Source organism: Lelliottia sp. CFBP8978 (assembly GCF_034046055.2).
Lineage (GTDB): Bacteria > Pseudomonadota > Gammaproteobacteria > Enterobacterales > Enterobacteriaceae > Enterobacter.
Genome location: NZ_CM188253.1, coordinates 1,601,152 through 1,615,727, shown reverse-complemented (window position 1 = coordinate 1,615,727; position 14,576 = coordinate 1,601,152). Strand labels below are relative to the sequence as shown.

General features: G+C 51.3%; 14 protein-coding genes. 8 read left to right on the top strand and 6 right to left on the bottom strand.

What is annotated here, in order from left to right; all coding sequences use genetic code 11:
• The first annotated feature begins 60 nt into the window (after positions 1–60).
• Positions 61–723 (top strand): curli synthesis inhibitor, encoded by a 663-nt coding sequence (csgI, locus tag SOM82_RS07450; RefSeq protein ID WP_154127871.1) that lies wholly within the window; start codon positions 61–63, stop codon positions 721–723.
• An 80-nt stretch (positions 724–803) separates the two neighbouring features.
• Positions 804–1,262: a methylglyoxal synthase gene (gene mgsA, locus SOM82_RS07445; protein WP_320460076.1), complete on the top strand. Its 459-nt coding sequence runs from the start codon at positions 804–806 to the stop codon at positions 1,260–1,262.
• Between the two features lie 35 nt (positions 1,263–1,297).
• Here mgsA and helD read toward each other — a convergent pair whose 3' ends face one another.
• Entirely contained in the window at positions 1,298–3,352 is a 2,055-nt protein-coding gene (gene helD, locus SOM82_RS07440; RefSeq protein ID WP_320460058.1) for a DNA helicase IV, read from the bottom strand.
• Between the two features lie 123 nt (positions 3,353–3,475).
• Between helD and SOM82_RS07435 the strand changes: the two genes are divergently transcribed.
• Positions 3,476–3,922, top strand: coding sequence for a YccF domain-containing protein (locus SOM82_RS07435; RefSeq protein ID WP_320460057.1), 447 nt, complete (start codon positions 3,476–3,478; stop codon positions 3,920–3,922).
• A 19-nt stretch (positions 3,923–3,941) separates the two neighbouring features.
• Positions 3,942–6,104 carry a YccS family putative transporter gene (gene yccS / locus SOM82_RS07430; RefSeq protein ID WP_320460056.1) on the top strand — a complete coding sequence of 721 codons (2,163 nt, stop codon included), beginning with the start codon at positions 3,942–3,944 and terminating at the stop codon, positions 6,102–6,104.
• Here yccS and SOM82_RS07425 read toward each other — a convergent pair.
• A complete protein-coding gene (locus SOM82_RS07425; RefSeq protein ID WP_320460075.1) occupies positions 6,058–6,687 on the bottom strand; it encodes a TfoX/Sxy family DNA transformation protein in 630 nt (209 codons plus the stop codon). The two genes, yccS and SOM82_RS07425, sit on opposite strands and share 47 nt — an antisense overlap.
• A gap of 218 nt (positions 6,688–6,905) precedes the next feature.
• On the opposite strand from SOM82_RS07425, the gene sulA reads away from it, so the two are divergent.
• Together sulA and ompA are read left to right on the top strand one after the other, a co-directional pair.
• Positions 6,906–7,415 carry an SOS-induced cell division inhibitor SulA gene (gene sulA, locus SOM82_RS07420; protein ID WP_320460055.1) on the top strand — a complete coding sequence of 170 codons (510 nt, stop codon included), beginning with the start codon at positions 6,906–6,908 and terminating at the stop codon, positions 7,413–7,415.
• A gap of 357 nt (positions 7,416–7,772) precedes the next feature.
• On the top strand, positions 7,773–8,828 hold the full coding sequence (gene ompA / locus SOM82_RS07415; RefSeq protein ID WP_154127864.1) for a porin OmpA: 1,056 nt from the start codon (positions 7,773–7,775) through the stop codon (positions 8,826–8,828).
• A gap of 62 nt (positions 8,829–8,890) precedes the next feature.
• Here the strand turns inward: ompA and matP are convergent, their stop codons facing one another.
• Positions 8,891–9,343 carry a macrodomain Ter protein MatP gene (matP, locus tag SOM82_RS07410; protein WP_154127863.1) on the bottom strand — a complete coding sequence of 151 codons (453 nt, stop codon included), beginning with the start codon at positions 9,341–9,343 and terminating at the stop codon, positions 8,891–8,893.
• A gap of 186 nt (positions 9,344–9,529) precedes the next feature.
• On the opposite strand from matP, the gene SOM82_RS07405 reads away from it, so the two are divergent.
• Both SOM82_RS07405 and fabA read left to right on the top strand, forming a co-directional pair.
• Positions 9,530–11,290, top strand: coding sequence for an AAA family ATPase (locus SOM82_RS07405; RefSeq protein ID WP_320460054.1), 1,761 nt, complete (start codon positions 9,530–9,532; stop codon positions 11,288–11,290).
• Positions 11,291–11,358: 68 nt separating this feature from the next.
• Positions 11,359–11,877, top strand: a complete 519-nt coding sequence (gene fabA, locus SOM82_RS07400; RefSeq protein WP_095281476.1) for a bifunctional 3-hydroxydecanoyl-ACP dehydratase/trans-2-decenoyl-ACP isomerase — start codon at positions 11,359–11,361, stop codon at positions 11,875–11,877.
• Positions 11,878–11,947: 70 nt separating this feature from the next.
• Here fabA and rmf read toward each other — a convergent pair whose 3' ends face one another.
• From rmf to pqiB, 3 genes are all read right to left on the bottom strand, one after another.
• Complete coding sequence (gene rmf / locus SOM82_RS07395; RefSeq protein WP_100780687.1) at positions 11,948–12,115, bottom strand: ribosome modulation factor; 168 nt, start codon at positions 12,113–12,115, stop codon at positions 11,948–11,950.
• Positions 12,116–12,369: 254 nt separating this feature from the next.
• Positions 12,370–12,936 (bottom strand): membrane integrity-associated transporter subunit PqiC, encoded by a 567-nt coding sequence (gene pqiC / locus SOM82_RS07390; protein WP_320460053.1) that lies wholly within the window; start codon positions 12,934–12,936, stop codon positions 12,370–12,372.
• The gene (gene pqiB / locus SOM82_RS07385) at positions 12,936–14,573 is read right to left on the bottom strand and encodes an intermembrane transport protein PqiB (protein ID WP_320460052.1); all 1,638 of its coding nucleotides are present in this window, start codon (positions 14,571–14,573) and stop codon (positions 12,936–12,938) included. Before pqiB ends, pqiC begins: the two co-directional genes overlap by 1 nt.
• Between the last annotated feature and the right edge of the window lie 3 nt (positions 14,574–14,576).

Genomic DNA, 14,576 nt, shown 5'->3' with positions numbered 1-14,576 from the left:
TGTTTATCGAAAAATTTAGATACATTATTGCGGCGAAAGTATTTTCGACAGGAGCCTCCTATGAGAACCGGCATTGTCTCTGCTGTAATTGCGTTAGTGATGCCGGTTTGCGTATTTGCCACCACGCTACGGCTATCCACGGACATTGACCTGCTGGTTCTGGATGGCAAAAAAGTGTCCAGTTCTTTGTTGCGTGGAGCAGACAGCATTGAGCTGGATAACGGGCCGCATCAAATCGTGTTTCGCATCGAAAAAAATATTCGTCTGTCAAACCACGAACAGCGACTCTATATCTCTCCGCCGCTGGTCGTGAGCTTTAATACGCAAAAAATCAATCTTGTTAATTTTAGTCTGCCCAGGCTAGAAACGGAAAAAGAGTCCGAAGCGTTTGACGACTCGCCGCGAATGGAGTTACTGGATGGCGATGCCATGCCGATTCCGGTGAAGCTGGATATTCTGGCGTTGACCAAAACCCCGAAAGGGCTGGACTATGAAGCGGATACCGAGCGTTACAACAAAGCGGGTAAAAGCGCATCGGTTCCCCGTTTCGCCACCATGATGGCCGACGACAGTACGCTTCTCTCCGGCGTTTCTGAACTGGATGTGATCCCCCCGCAGTCCCAGACGCTCACTGAACAGCGCCTCAAATTCTGGTTCCAGCAGGCTGACCCCGACACTCGCACGCGATTTTTACAGTGGGCTAAGCAACAACCTTCGTCGTAAGCCGCATTTTTTTGCCCTTTCTCTTGCAGCATCAGGCGCTTCCCGTCATCTTGTAACGAGTTAACTTGACGGAAAAGATGATGGAACTGACGACACGTACACTACCTGAGCGCAAGCACATTGCCCTTGTCGCACACGATCACTGCAAAAAAATGTTGCTGAACTGGGTTCAGCGCCACCAGTCCTTGCTGGAAAAACACACCCTTTCGGCAACGGGCACGACCGGCAACCTCATTCATCGTGAAACAGGGCTGGAAGTGAATGCCATGCTGAGCGGCCCGATGGGTGGCGACCAGCAGGTGGGCGCGCAAATTTCAGAAGGAAAAATTGATGTGCTGATTTTCTTCTGGGATCCGCTCAATGCGGTTCCGCACGATCCGGATGTGAAAGCCCTGCTGCGCCTGGCAACCGTCTGGAATATTCCGGTTGCCACTAATCTCTCGACTGCAGACTTTATTATCGAATCGCCCCATTTCAACACGCCGGTTGAGATCCTGATCCCAGATTACCCGCGCTATCTGGCTGAGCGTTTGAAGTAACCAGGACGCCGGGCATAGATATTCGCCCGGCAAAATCACGGTTTTTTAGCTGTTGGAACATCCATATTTTTCAGTATTTCCACAAAGCGCGACGGCTGTTCTTTACTGAACAGTAGCCAGACCCGATGACGCGCCCGGGTCATCGCGACATAAAGCAGCCGACGCTCTTCGGCATCCGGGAAGTCTTCCGCCCCCGGAAGCAGCGCCTGCTCCATCACTGACTCACGCGCCGGGGCCGGGAAGCCATCGCTGCCGTCCTGCAATCCGACCACAATGACATAGTCTGCCTGTTGTCCTTTACTGGCGTGAATCGTCATAAAATCGAGTTGTAGCTTAGGCCAGCGCGTGGTCGCTTTATCAAGCATAGCGGGTTTGAGGTGGTGATAACGCGCCAGTACCAGGATGCGTTCCTCTGCTTTTACAAAGCCGCTGAGCTTATCAAGTAACGCCTCCAGCTGATCGTCTGGCAACATTGTGACTGCTTTTTTATCGCCAGCGGTCAGGCTGTTTAACGGTTTTGCCAGTTGATGCGGGTTCTGTTGAATAAACCGGTTCGCTATCTCACCAATGCGGGAATTAAAGCGATATGTGGTATCAAGATCGCTGCGATCTCCCTCACCAAAGTAGTGGTGAAAAGCCGTTGTCAGCGACAGCTGCGCGCCACTAAAACGATAGATCGCCTGCCAGTCATCGCCCACGGCAAAGAGTGAAGTGTGTTTATTTTGCGCGCGTAAGGCTGCCAGTAACGCAGCGCGTTGCGGAGAGATATCCTGGAACTCATCCACCAGAATATGCTTCCACGGACTGACAAAACGCCCTTTCTCCAGAAGGATAATCGCCTGATGAATCAAGCCGGAAAAATCGACCGCATTCTCTTCTTTTAACGCTGTTTTCCAGGCTTTCAGTAGCGGCGCCATCAGTTTGACGCGTTTCGAGAACAGCGCGCGCACGTCTTCTGGCGCACTCTCGATCATCTCGGCCTGCGAACCACCGTGCATTCTTATCAGACTGACCCATCGATCCAGGCGTGGGCCCAGCCGACGCGCCAGTTTCTCGTCCTGCCAGAAACTGCCTTCCGGAACCGTCCACTCCAGCTCCTCTTCCAGCCACTGACGCCAGCCCTTCGCCTGAGCCTTTTTCTCACTACACTGCTGCTGCCATGTCTTAATAAACAGAGACAGTCGGGCTCCGGTATCATTTTCCAGCTTACTGATTACCGGGGCTTTTTTACTACCCTGCTGGATAATATGCAGTGCGAGGGCATGAAACGTTCTGGCAGAAATGTCGTTGGTATGAAGCCGCGACTGGATTCGCTCATCCATTTCCTGCGCAGCCTTTCGGCCAAATGCCAGCAATAAAATTTGCTCAGGTGTGGCTTCACCTCTGGCCAATAGCCAACCAGCACGCGCCACCAGCACCGAGGTCTTGCCGCTGCCCGCCCCGGCAAGCACCAAAAGCGAATGCTCACCATTCACCACCGCACGCGCCTGAGCCGGATTTAAGGGTGAAGATTCGATATGGCTAAAGAAATCCGCATGTTGAGTCAGCATCTCATCGGTCCAGGCCTGATTATGCTCCAGCCTGCTGCGCTCAATATCAGTCAACCATGCTTTGCACTGACGCCATGCGTCGCGACAATTTTCAAACTCGTCAAGTCGTGAAACAGGCAAGGGCAGCGCAGTCAATGCCTGCTGAATACGCTGTTGCATCCCGGCGGTCTGCGCACGAGTGAGCCATTTCTTTTGTTCATGACTTTGGGCGATATCGTCTAAGACCTGGCGGAGAACCTGCTCAGCGACCTTGCTCATCTCGTCGCTCCATTGCTGCCAGAGCATATTCAGATGATGATGGAAGCGCTGCGTTTCAGCCCACTCAGTCCCGTGCAGGCGAACCACTTTCTCTGCCGGAAGAACGAATTCCAGCTCGCCCCATACCAAACCGCGCTTGCAATGAATGGCCAACAACTGATTGAAAGGAATAAGATATTCGTGGCGAACGCCTGAGACTTTCACGCCGGCGTTAAGCAGCACAACCTTATCGTACGGATGTTGCGCCAGGCGCTTGCCTAATGATGTTGCTTTTAGTTCCATGTCCAGCCTGATCCACGAAGTGATATTTTGTTCATTAGTTTAACCGCCAGTTTTCAGGTGCTCCAGCCTAAAAAAACGTTACAATCATCAGGCGTTAATCATATCGAAAGGAAGTGAAAGTATATGCGTACCGTTCTGAATATTTTGAATTTTGTCCTTGGCGGTTTTGCCACCACGCTTTCCTGGCTTTTCGCCACGCTGGTGAGCGTCGTTCTGATCTTTACGCTTCCGCTAACGCGCTCATGCTGGGAAATTACCAAACTTTCTTTTGTCCCATACGGTAACGAAGCCGTTCATGTTGATGAACTCAACCCCGGCAATAAAAACGCCCTGATGAATACCGGTGGTACATTACTGAACATTTTATGGCTGATTTTCTTTGGCTGGTGGTTATGCCTGATGCACATCGCGGTGGGTATTACACAATGTATTTCGATTATTGGTATTCCGGTGGGCATTGCTAACTTCAAGATTGCGGCTATTGCGCTGTGGCCCGTCGGTCGCCGGGTGGTCGCTGTGGAAGTCGCCCAGGCAGCACGCGAAGCCAGTGCTCGCGCTCGTTTTCAGTAAATAAGGATAAGCGGCTCTCATGCTAAGCCCATTGCTTCGCAGATACACATGGAACAGTGCCTGGCTCTATAACGTCAGGATTTTCATTGCGCTTTGCGGCGCAGCAGCCCTTCCCTGGTGGCTCGGCGAGGTGAAGCTAACCATTCCGCTCACGCTTGGAGTGGTGGCGGGCGCGCTTGCCGATCTTGACGACCGGCTGGCCGGGCGTCTGCGCAATCTGGTGATTACACTGGTTTGTTTTTTCATCGCTTCCGCCTCGGTGGAACTGCTCTTCCCCTGGCCGTGGCTGTTTGCCCTGGGGTTGATGATTTCTACCAGCGGTTTCATCCTGCTGGGTGGGCTTGGACAGCGCTACGCCACCATCGCCTTTGGCGCCCTTCTGATTGCGATTTATACCATGCTGGGGGTCTCACTTTACGACCAGTGGTATCAACAACCGCTACTGCTCTTGCTGGGGGCTATCTGGTATAACCTGCTCACTTTAACCGGACATCTTCTTTTTCCAATTCGCCCTCTGCAGGACAACCTCGCCAGAAGTTACGAACAGCTGGCGCATTATCTTGAACTAAAATCCCGACTGTTCGATCCCGACATTGAAGAAGAGAGTCAGGCACCGCTTTACGATTTGGCGCTGGCAAACGGGCAACTGGTCACGACGTTAAATCAGACTAAAGCGTCACTGCTCACGCGCCTGCGCGGCGATCGTGGTCAGCGTGGAACACGACAAACTTTGCATTACTACTTTGTTGCTCAGGATATTCATGAACGCGCCAGCTCTTCGCATATCCAGTACGCTGCGCTGCGCGAGAAATTTCGCTATAGCGACGTGATGTTCCGTTTTCAGCGATTGCTGTCGATGCAGTCCCAGGCGTGCCAGCAACTGGCCCGCTCTATTTTGCTCCGAACACCTTACCAGCACGATCCCCGCTTTGAGCGCGCGTTTACTCATCTTGATGCGGCGCTGGATCGCGTTCAGGCCAGCGGAACATCACCAGAACAAATGAAAGCGCTGGGGTTCTTACTGAATAACTTACGAGCGATAGATGCGCAGCTTGCCACTATCGAGTCTGAACATGCGTTAGTGATTTCAGGTAACGATGCCGAAAACCAGCTTGCCGATGATAGTCCGCATAGCGCGTCGGATATGTGGCTGCGTCTCAGCCGAAACTTCACCCCGGAGTCGGCGCTGTTTCGCCACGCCGTGCGGATGTCTGCGGTGCTATGCGTAGGTTACGCTTTTATCCAGATTACTGGTTTGCACCACGGCTACTGGATTTTGCTCACCAGTCTGTTTGTCTGTCAGCCAAACTATAACGCAACCCGCCACAGGCTGGCGCTACGCGTTATCGGCACACTGGTGGGCGTTGCTATCGGTCTTCCCGTACTCTTCTTTGTTCCCTCTGTTGAAGGGCAACTGATCCTGATCGTCATTACCGGCGTGCTATTCTTCGCATTCCGTAACGTTCAGTATGCTCATGCCACCATGTTTATCACGCTGCTGGTTTTACTGTGCTTCAATCTTTTAGGCGAAGGATTCGAGGTCGCTCTACCGCGCGTTTTCGACACGCTGATTGGCTGCGGGATTGCCTGGGCGGCGGTGAGTTTTATCTGGCCGGACTGGCGTTTTCGCAATTTGCCGCGCGCGCTGGAACTCGCTATCAATGCCAACTGTCGGTATCTGGATGCGATCCTTGAGCAATATCACCAGGGCCGCGACAATCGTCTGGCCTATCGCATTGCCAGACGTGACGCGCATAACCGCGATGCGGAACTGGCGTCGGTGGTTTCAAACATGTCAACGGAGCCGCGAGCGACCGCAGAAATTCGTGAAGTCGCGTTTCGCCTGCTCTGTTTGAACCATACCTTCACCAGTTATATTTCTACATTAGGGGCTCATCGTGAGCAACTAAGCCATCCTGGCATCCTCGCGCTGCTGGATGACGCCGTATGCTACGTCGATGATGCCCTTCATCATCGTCCTGTCGATGAGTCACGCGTCCGAAAGGCAATTGATGAGCTGAGTCAACGTATTGCTCATTTCGATCCCGGAACAGACAACAAAGCGCCGCTTGTGCTGCAGCAAATAGGTTTGCTCATCGCACTGTTGCCTGAAATCTGTCGATTACAGCAGCAGATTACTGGCTACCGGAATGACTATCAGTCGGAACAGGAAGCGCATTAAACCACTCAGTTAACTCCCGACGTCTGCCTGTCGGGAGGGCTGCCTGATGCAACCCTTCAATCGCCCCCTCCAGTGCAAACAACATCTTGATACTGAGATGTTTATTATTGGCTCTGAGTTTCAACCAGCTCTCCTCGGCACCCAGCGTGCGGAGGATGGCTTCGCTGGTAATCCCTGCCTCGCAAAGAAGGACTTCAATCTGAAAGGTCAAATTAGGCAGATCTTTAAGACGAAGCCGCTGATGACGCTGGTAGCGGTCCTCTCGGGCAGCCTCCAGAGCGAAACTTGAGAGTTGCAGTAGTTGCGAACGGTCTTGCCATAAACCGTCATCAACACGGTAATAGTTCAGCAGTATTGGCCGACCACGTTTTACCAACGTTAAATAGGAAGAGGCATGTTTCACACAGTACGGGGCACTTTGTTCACAGGCTCGCAGATAGAGCTCCCCATTGGCCACCATCGCGAAGACGGCCTCATCAATAGCCAATGTATATCCCCCAAAAAGGGCACGATGATGTATTTCCCCTAATGGGGAGAGGTATTCCTGGGATGCATAGATCCGTTCATAAGATATCTTTTTCATGATATTCACCATATAAATCATAGAGTAACAACCATTTTTTCTTACTACCGGATCCGTTAGCAGGAAAATAGGCAACTTATCGTCATACGGCAAGATGATTTTTCGTGATAGGCCGATCTAAAACGAAATTTGCGAGACGCTTTCAGAAAATGAGGTTGATCTTTAGTCGGACAGGGGTTACTGTATATCCATACAGTAACTACAGGGCTGGAATGATTATGCACACTTCAGGCTATGCAAATCGCTCAACATCTTTTTCTTCTTCCACTGGCAATGGCACGCAAAATACTTCCGGGCGTGTTTCTACCGGGTTGATTAGTGAGGTGGTATATCGTGAAGACCAGCCCATGATGACACAATTGCTACTTTTGCCGCTTTTACAGCAGCTTGGACAGCAATCTCGCTGGCAGCTCTGGTTGACTCCGCAGCAAAAATTGAGTCGCGAATGGGTCCAGTCAGCGGGTTTGCCGCTCACAAAGGTAATGCAAATCAGCCAAATTGCGCCCTGCCATACCGTCGACTCCATGGTTCGCGCATTGCGCACAGGGAATTACAGCGTAGTGATCGGCTGGCTGTCAGATGAATTGACGGAAGAGGAACATTTTCGCCTGGCAGAAGCGGCTGAAGAAGGTGACGCGATCGGTTTCATTATGCGTCCGGTTCGTCCTGGTTCTTTCGGCAGAGGACAGCTGTCCGGTCTAAAAATTCACTCTAATTTGTATCATTGAGCAAATTTAAGAGTATTCCTGGAATTTTTTTTCGACATCCAGACACACAATTGGTTCCATAACTGAAAACATCGACAAAGCTTGTGTGGCGCGGTTCCCGTTAATTTTACTGCATAAAATCTGCCCTCGAAATGTTAAATATTATGTATACGGAAATTTTTTTTTCATATGCCTGACGGAGTTCACACTTGTAAGTTTTCAAGTACGTTGTAGACTTTACATCGCCAGGGGTGCTCGGTCTAAGCCGAAGATATCGGTAGAGTTACTAGTTTGAGCTCGCCCCCCGGTGAAGGATTTAACCGTGATTTCTCGACGAGATCTTCATGGCGATTTTTGGATGATAACGAGGCGCAAAAAATGAAAAAGACAGCTATCGCGATTGCAGTGGCACTGGCTGGCTTCGCTACCGTAGCGCAGGCCGCTCCGAAAGATAATACCTGGTATGCAGGTGGCAAACTGGGCTGGTCTCAGTTCCACGACACTGGCTGGTACAACAGCCAGCTGAACAACGATGGTCCAACTCACGAAAGCCAGCTCGGTGCAGGTGCGTTTGGTGGCTATCAGGTTAACCCGTATGTTGGTTTTGAAATGGGTTACGACTGGTTAGGTCGTATGCCATACAAAGGCGACAACGTTAACGGCGCATTCAAAGCTCAAGGCGTACAGCTGACCGCTAAACTGGGTTACCCAGTTGCTGACGATCTGGACGTATACACCCGTCTGGGCGGCATGGTATGGCGCGCTGACTCCAGCAACAGCATTGCTGGCGACGACCACGACACTGGCGTATCTCCAGTATTCGCTGGCGGCGTAGAGTGGGCTATGACCCGTGACATCGCTACCCGTCTGGAATACCAGTGGGTTAACAACATCGGCGACGGTAACACCGTTGGCGTTCGTCCTGACAATGGCATGCTGAGCGTGGGTGTTTCCTACCGCTTTGGCCAGCAGGAAGAAGCAGCTCCGATCGTTGCTCCTGCTCCAGCCCCAGCTCCAGAAGTACAGACCAAGCACTTCACTCTGAAGTCTGACGTTCTGTTCAACTTCAACAAAGCGACTCTGAAACCAGAAGGTCAGCAGGCACTGGATCAGCTGTACACCCAGCTGAGCAACCTTGACCCGAAAGACGGTTCAGTAGTGGTTCTGGGCTTCACCGACCGTATCGGTTCTGACGCTTACAACCAGGGTCTGTCCGAGAAACGTGCTCAGTCTGTAGTAGATTACCTGGTATCTAAAGGTATCCCTGCTAACAAGATCTCTCCACGTGGTATGGGCGAATCCAACCCAGTGACTGGCAATACCTGTGACAACGTGAAACCTCGCGCTGCACTGATCGACTGCCTGGCACCAGATCGTCGCGTAGAGATCGAAGTTAAAGGTATCAAAGACGTTGTAACTCAGCCTGCGGCATAAGTTATCGTCTAAAAAAAACCCCGCAATGCGGGGTTTTTTATTGCCTGAAGAAAAGTGAGAGACTATTTTTTGCCTAACATAGCCTGAAGATCGTTCTTCAACGTGGACATCTGACTGGCATACTTCTCTTTGTGTTCCGCATCTTCAATCAGCTGTACGATAGTTTCCGAAAGCGTTTTTCCTCGTCGCTGAGCCAACCCGGCCAATCGCTGCCAAACCATAAATTCAAGATCGATAGACTTCTTACGCGTATGCTGATGCTCCGCATTAAAGTGCCGTTTACGGCGAGCGCGGATAGTCTGTTTCATGCGGTTCATCAGGGCCGGATTGATATGTTTTTCTATCCAGCTATTAACCTGAATGGGTTCATTCTCGAGCGTCAGCAATAAATCTACCGCTTCTTTTGCAGCACTGGCTTCGATGTAGCAGGTGATCAGCTCCCCTTCCCGGTGCTTTTTGACCAGATACTTCCATTTCCAGCCGCTTTCGAGATTTTCCAGTTGTTGATATTTCATTGCGATCTCAGTGTTACCTCGTAACTCAGTTCAGAATATCAGTTTTTTCGCAATCTGCTGAAAAGAAATCATATCCAGTACGCTGCTGCGTCGCATTCCGCGCCTGAAATACCCAATACTGCATGGGAATGGGTCAAGGCTTGCGGTATAATCCACCGTTTTACATCTAACTAAAAAACATCCACTTTGACCATTACGAAACTAGCATGGCGTGACCTGGTTCCAGATACGGAAAGCTATCAGGAACTATTTGTACGACCAGACCTCGCAAAAGAACACGACTCCATCCTTAGCGATACACAACCGCGTTTGCATTACGCGCTTGAGCAGACGTTAAGTCCATGGACAACCTCCCCCTTCATGCTCCTGAAGGCGCCAGAAGAAGCTGAATATTTAGCTTTAATGGCCGATGCCGTGCGTCAATTGCAGCCAGAAGAGAACACGCTTTTTGGCGGCCAATATCGTATCGTGGGAAGTGATGTCACTTTCGAACCCGCTAAAACGGCTGATGATAATTTCGCCGCTACCGGTGAAGTTATTACTGCGGAGTGGGCTGAAGCTGAGCAGCTCTTTGGTTGTCTTCGCCACTTTAATGGCCAACTAAGCTTACAACCAGGCCTTGTGCATAAAGCCAACGGTGGAGTGTTGATTATCTCTCTGCGCACTCTTCTCGCACAACCGCTGCTGTGGATGCGCCTGAAGACGATTGTCACTCACCAGCGTTTTGACTGGGTGGGTTGGGATGAATCACGCCCGCTGCCTGTCGCAATTCCGCCGATGCCTGTCTCGCTAAAAGTGATATTGACTGGCGATCGCGAGTCGCTGGCTGATTTCCAGGAAATGGAGCCAGAGCTTTCCGGACAGGCGGTTTATACAGAATTTGAAGAAAACATTCAGATTGCTGATGCGGATGACATGGCTCAATGGTGCCAGTGGGTGGTGGATATCGCCGGGCGTGACGAGCTACCGATCCCTGCTGCTGATGCGTGGACCGGGTTGATCCGCGAAGCAACACGCTACACAGGCGATCAGGAAACGCTGCCACTGTGCCCACTATGGATAAGCAAACAGCTGCGCGAAGTCGGCGTGATTAGCGGTCAGGGATCGTTTACTGGTGAGCAACTGACGCAGATGCTGGCGCAGCGTGAATGGCGCGAAGGTTATCTGGCCGATCGGATGCAGGATGAGATCCTGCTTGAACAGATTCTGGTCGAAACTGAAGGCGAACGCGTTGGACAAATTAACGCGCTGTCGGTCATTGAGTTTCCCGGCCACCCACGCGCATTTGGCGAGCCTTCTCGCATCTCTTGTGTTGTGCACATTGGCGATGGGGAATTTACGGACATTGAGCGTAAGGCTGAACTTGGCGGGAATATCCACGCCAAGGGTATGATGATTATGCAGGCCTTCCTGATGTCGCAGCTTCAGCTGGAGCAGCAGATCCCCTTCTCTGCCTCGCTGACGTTTGAGCAGTCTTACAGTGAAGTGGACGGTGACAGTGCTTCTATGGCCGAACTTTGTGCGCTAATTAGTGCACTTGCAGATGTTCCGGTCAATCAGAGCATTGCGATTACCGGTTCTGTCGATCAATTCGGGCGCGCTCAACCCGTAGGCGGACTGAATGAAAAGATCGAAGGATTCTTCTCCATATGCCAGCAGCGTGGTTTTAGTGGCAAGCAAGGTGTCATTATTCCTGCGCCAAATGCACGCCATCTGAGCCTGAGTCAGGACGTGCTCGATGCTGTTGAAGCTGAGCAATTTTCTATCTGGGCAATCGAAGATATTACAGATGCGCTACCCTTACTGACAAATCAGGTCTGGGATGGCGAAGTGCAAACGACGCTGATGCAAACTATCCAGGAACGCATCGCTCAGGCTATGCAACAGGATGCTCGTCATCGTTACCCGTGGCCGTTGCGCTGGCTGAGCTGGTTTAACCCGAACTGATCGGACTTGTTCAGCGTACACGTGTTAGCTATCCTGCGTGCTTCAATAAAATAAGGCTTACTGAGAACATGGTAGATAAACGCGAATCCTATACAAAAGAAGACCTTCTTGCCTCTGGTCGTGGTGAACTGTTTGGCGCTAAAGGCCCGCAGTTACCCGCTCCAAGCATGCTGATGATGGACCGTGTCGTGAAAATGACCGAAACCGGCGGCAACTTTGACAAGGGTTATGTAGAAGCGGAACTCGATATCAACCCGGACCTGTGGTTCTTCGGTTGTCACTTTATCGGCGATCCGGTAATGCCTGGCTGTTTAGGTCTGGATGCGATGTGGCAGCTGGTTGGCTTCTATCTGGGCTGGCTGGGCGGTGAAGGCAAAGGCCGCGCGCTGGGCGTGGGTGAAGTGAAATTCACCGGTCAGGTTCTGCCTTCCGCGAAGAAAGTCACCTATCGTATTCACTTCAAACGTATTGTTAACCGTCGCCTGGTAATGGGTCTGGCGGATGGCGAAGTTCTGGTAGATGGCCGCGTAATCTACACCGCAAACGACCTGAAAGTCGGTCTGTTCCAGGACACGTCTGCTTTCTGATTTTGCTTTCATTGAGGCAAAAAGGCGAAACCTCCGCGATGCGGAGGTTTCTGTTTCTAAAGAGACGTTATCAAGCAAGAAGTACCCTGTCTCCGATGGCTTCTCGCCAGCCTCCCAGCCATTGTGACCTTTGATTTATCGTCTGATAAGGACACATTTCTTTTGAGCGTCCAGCGATGCCAGCCTGATAACCACGTTGATGAGCCCTTTCCAGGCGATCTCGTTTCTGTCTCTTCATGCCTCGTTTCCCTCATTCTTTGGTCTGGTGGAAAGAAAACAGTGAATGCAAAATGTGCAAACACAGATAACGAATAACCCGAATCACTCCTACCGTCAATGCGCAAAATTCACGCCAATGTCATATTTGTGAACTACACAGAAGTTCATTTGTACAAAATATGTGAACTGGCACAAGTAACAACCTGAAGTCAAAACGAAAAAAAGGCCGCAATCAGCAATATACTGATTGCGGCCTGAAGTGATGAATTTTACTTATGGCAGGCGGGAAATCTCTTGCGCAATGCTCGCCGATTCCTGAGCCCAGGCTTGAGCCAATACTTTCACCATCTCGTCGTAGCCGTCCTGCTGCTGTTTCAACTCAAGATGGAACGGACGCTTGATAAGCTGCCCCTGATGGTTCAGCAGCCATTCACCACTGACCACGACCTTTCCATCATAACGGCCATGAAACCCGGTGACGTTTACGTTCAGCGTATCCTGATCGCTACCCAGCGGCTGAGAAGCGACAACCCAACCCGGCAGCTGGCTGCTCAGATTGGCCACCAGCGTGTTGCGCAATTGCTGATCCAGTGGGCTTGCCCACAGATTGTTGTTCGCAATCACATACTGCACTTCGCTGGTCTGATACACCACGCCGTTTCCGGCGAGGGAATCAGGTATCGTTACCTGCTCAACCCAAAGCAGACGGTTCCCCTGGCTGGCAGAACTTTGCCCTGCCGCCTGGGTTACCAACGGCAGCTGGTAGTAACTCTTGTTATCGCTTCCTGAACTACAGGCCGTTAAAACCACTGCTCCGGCGATCAATAGCCATTTTTTCATTATTTTGCCCTCTTCGGCTCAGGATCTTTCTTGTCCTTCGCTTCAAATACCAGCGCGTTACTCTTCTCATTCAGCGTTTTCAACACGGGCTGCAATTCACGCAAGACCTGATCCAGACGCTGCATATCCGCCACCATCTTGTTATATGCGGCTGACCCCGGCTGGAAGCCCTGCATACTCCGGTTCAGTTCACGCAACGTTTTCTGCATATCCTGCGGAAGTTGCTGCATTGACTGATTAGCCGTAATTTTGTTGATATTATCCAGCGTTGTTTGCAGACGACGCATCGTTGCCTGGCTTTCAGTCAGACTGTTTGTCGCTTGCTCAAGCATTGGGTTCAACGGCAGATTATTAATTTTATCCAGCGTTTCCATCAGACGCTGTTGGATCTGCGCCAGGCCACTGCTAACCGTTGGGATAATTTTATAACCACCAAACTCGCGAGCGCCGGTCACCACAGGTGCTTTCGGATAGAAGTCCATATCAACATACAGCGCCCCTGTGACCAGATTCCCGGTTTTAAGCGATCCACGCAATCCACGGTTCATCAGTTCAGAAATATGCGCACCGATATCCTGATTCTGGCCAATCTGGTTGATTAAGCGCTCAGGCTCAATTCGAATCAGGACCGGAATTCGATAATCATCATCGAGTACCTGATGAAGACCCGGAACAAAGTACGGTACCTGACCGACGGTCCCCAGACGAATGCCACGGAACTCAACCGGCGCACCAGGCTGCAGGCCGCGAACCGAATCTTTAAAGAACATCAGGTAATCAATATGGTCGGTATAGAGCGCATCCTGAATGCTTTTCTGATCGTCAAACAGCCTGAAGGCTGTTTTTGCCGCAACGGGCTGACCAAGCTCCATCCCTTCCGGTACGTCAAAACTCACCCCGCCGCCAAACAGCGTGGTTAAGGATCCCATTTCAACGCGCATCCCCGCTGAAGTCAGATCGACCGCAATGCCGCTGTCTTTCCAGAAACGCACATTGCTGGTCACCAGACGATCGTTGGGAGCATTGATAAAGAGCTGATAGCTGATCGTCCGTTTTTGCGCATCAAAGTTGCTGGTCTCAACTGAACCAACACGATATCCGCGGAACAGCACCGGATCGCCGGGGCTGAGTTGTCCTGCTTTCTTACTGTCGAGCGTGACCCGGATCCCTTTTGCATCTGGTGGTGCAAGTGGCGGTGCATCGAGCAGTTGATAACGCCCTGGCTGGCTACCTTTAGAGCCAGGCTGCAATTCGATGTAAGCGCCCGAAAGCAGGGTTCCAAGCCCACTGATCCCTTCGCGGCCAACCTGCGGTTTAACCACCCAGAATACGGAATCGTTATGGAGCAGTTTCTCCATACCTGAATTCAGCCGAGCTTTAATCTCCACGTGCGTCAAATCGTCGGTCAGAGTTGCACTCTCTACGACGCCCACGTCTACGCTACGGCTCTTGATAGTGGTTTTACCCCCTTCAATACCTTCAGCGTTAGTGGTAATTAGCGTCACTTCAGGTCCCTGATGACTGTAGTGATAAAACAGGATCCATGCACCGATCAACGCCGTCACGATGGGGAAGATCCACACCGGCGACCAGTTTTTGACCTTCTGCACTTTCGCCTCTCCAATCTTATTTTCCATGCT

Bases quoted from the DNA above. Each gene is read 5' to 3' on its own strand.
- fabA (WP_095281476.1), top strand. From the start codon at position 11,359: ATGGTAGATAAACGCGAATCCTATACAAAAGAAGACCTTCTTGCCTCT.
- csgI (WP_154127871.1), top strand. From the start codon at position 61: ATGAGAACCGGCATTGTCTCTGCTGTAATTGCGTTAGTGATGCCGGTT.
- rmf (WP_100780687.1), bottom strand. From the start codon at position 12,115: ATGAAGAGACAGAAACGAGATCGCCTGGAAAGGGCTCATCAACGTGGT.
- pqiB (WP_320460052.1), bottom strand. From the start codon at position 14,573: ATGGAAAATAAGATTGGAGAGGCGAAAGTGCAGAAGGTCAAAAACTGG.
- pqiC (WP_320460053.1), bottom strand. From the start codon at position 12,936: ATGAAAAAATGGCTATTGATCGCCGGAGCAGTGGTTTTAACGGCCTGT.
- ompA (WP_154127864.1), top strand. From the start codon at position 7,773: ATGAAAAAGACAGCTATCGCGATTGCAGTGGCACTGGCTGGCTTCGCT.
- matP (WP_154127863.1), bottom strand. From the start codon at position 9,343: ATGAAATATCAACAACTGGAAAATCTCGAAAGCGGCTGGAAATGGAAG.
- sulA (WP_320460055.1), top strand. From the start codon at position 6,906: ATGCACACTTCAGGCTATGCAAATCGCTCAACATCTTTTTCTTCTTCC.
- yccS (WP_320460056.1), top strand. From the start codon at position 3,942: ATGCTAAGCCCATTGCTTCGCAGATACACATGGAACAGTGCCTGGCTC.
- mgsA (WP_320460076.1), top strand. From the start codon at position 804: ATGGAACTGACGACACGTACACTACCTGAGCGCAAGCACATTGCCCTT.
- helD (WP_320460058.1), bottom strand. From the start codon at position 3,352: ATGGAACTAAAAGCAACATCATTAGGCAAGCGCCTGGCGCAACATCCG.
- SOM82_RS07435 (WP_320460057.1), top strand. From the start codon at position 3,476: ATGCGTACCGTTCTGAATATTTTGAATTTTGTCCTTGGCGGTTTTGCC.
- SOM82_RS07425 (WP_320460075.1), bottom strand. From the start codon at position 6,687: ATGAAAAAGATATCTTATGAACGGATCTATGCATCCCAGGAATACCTC.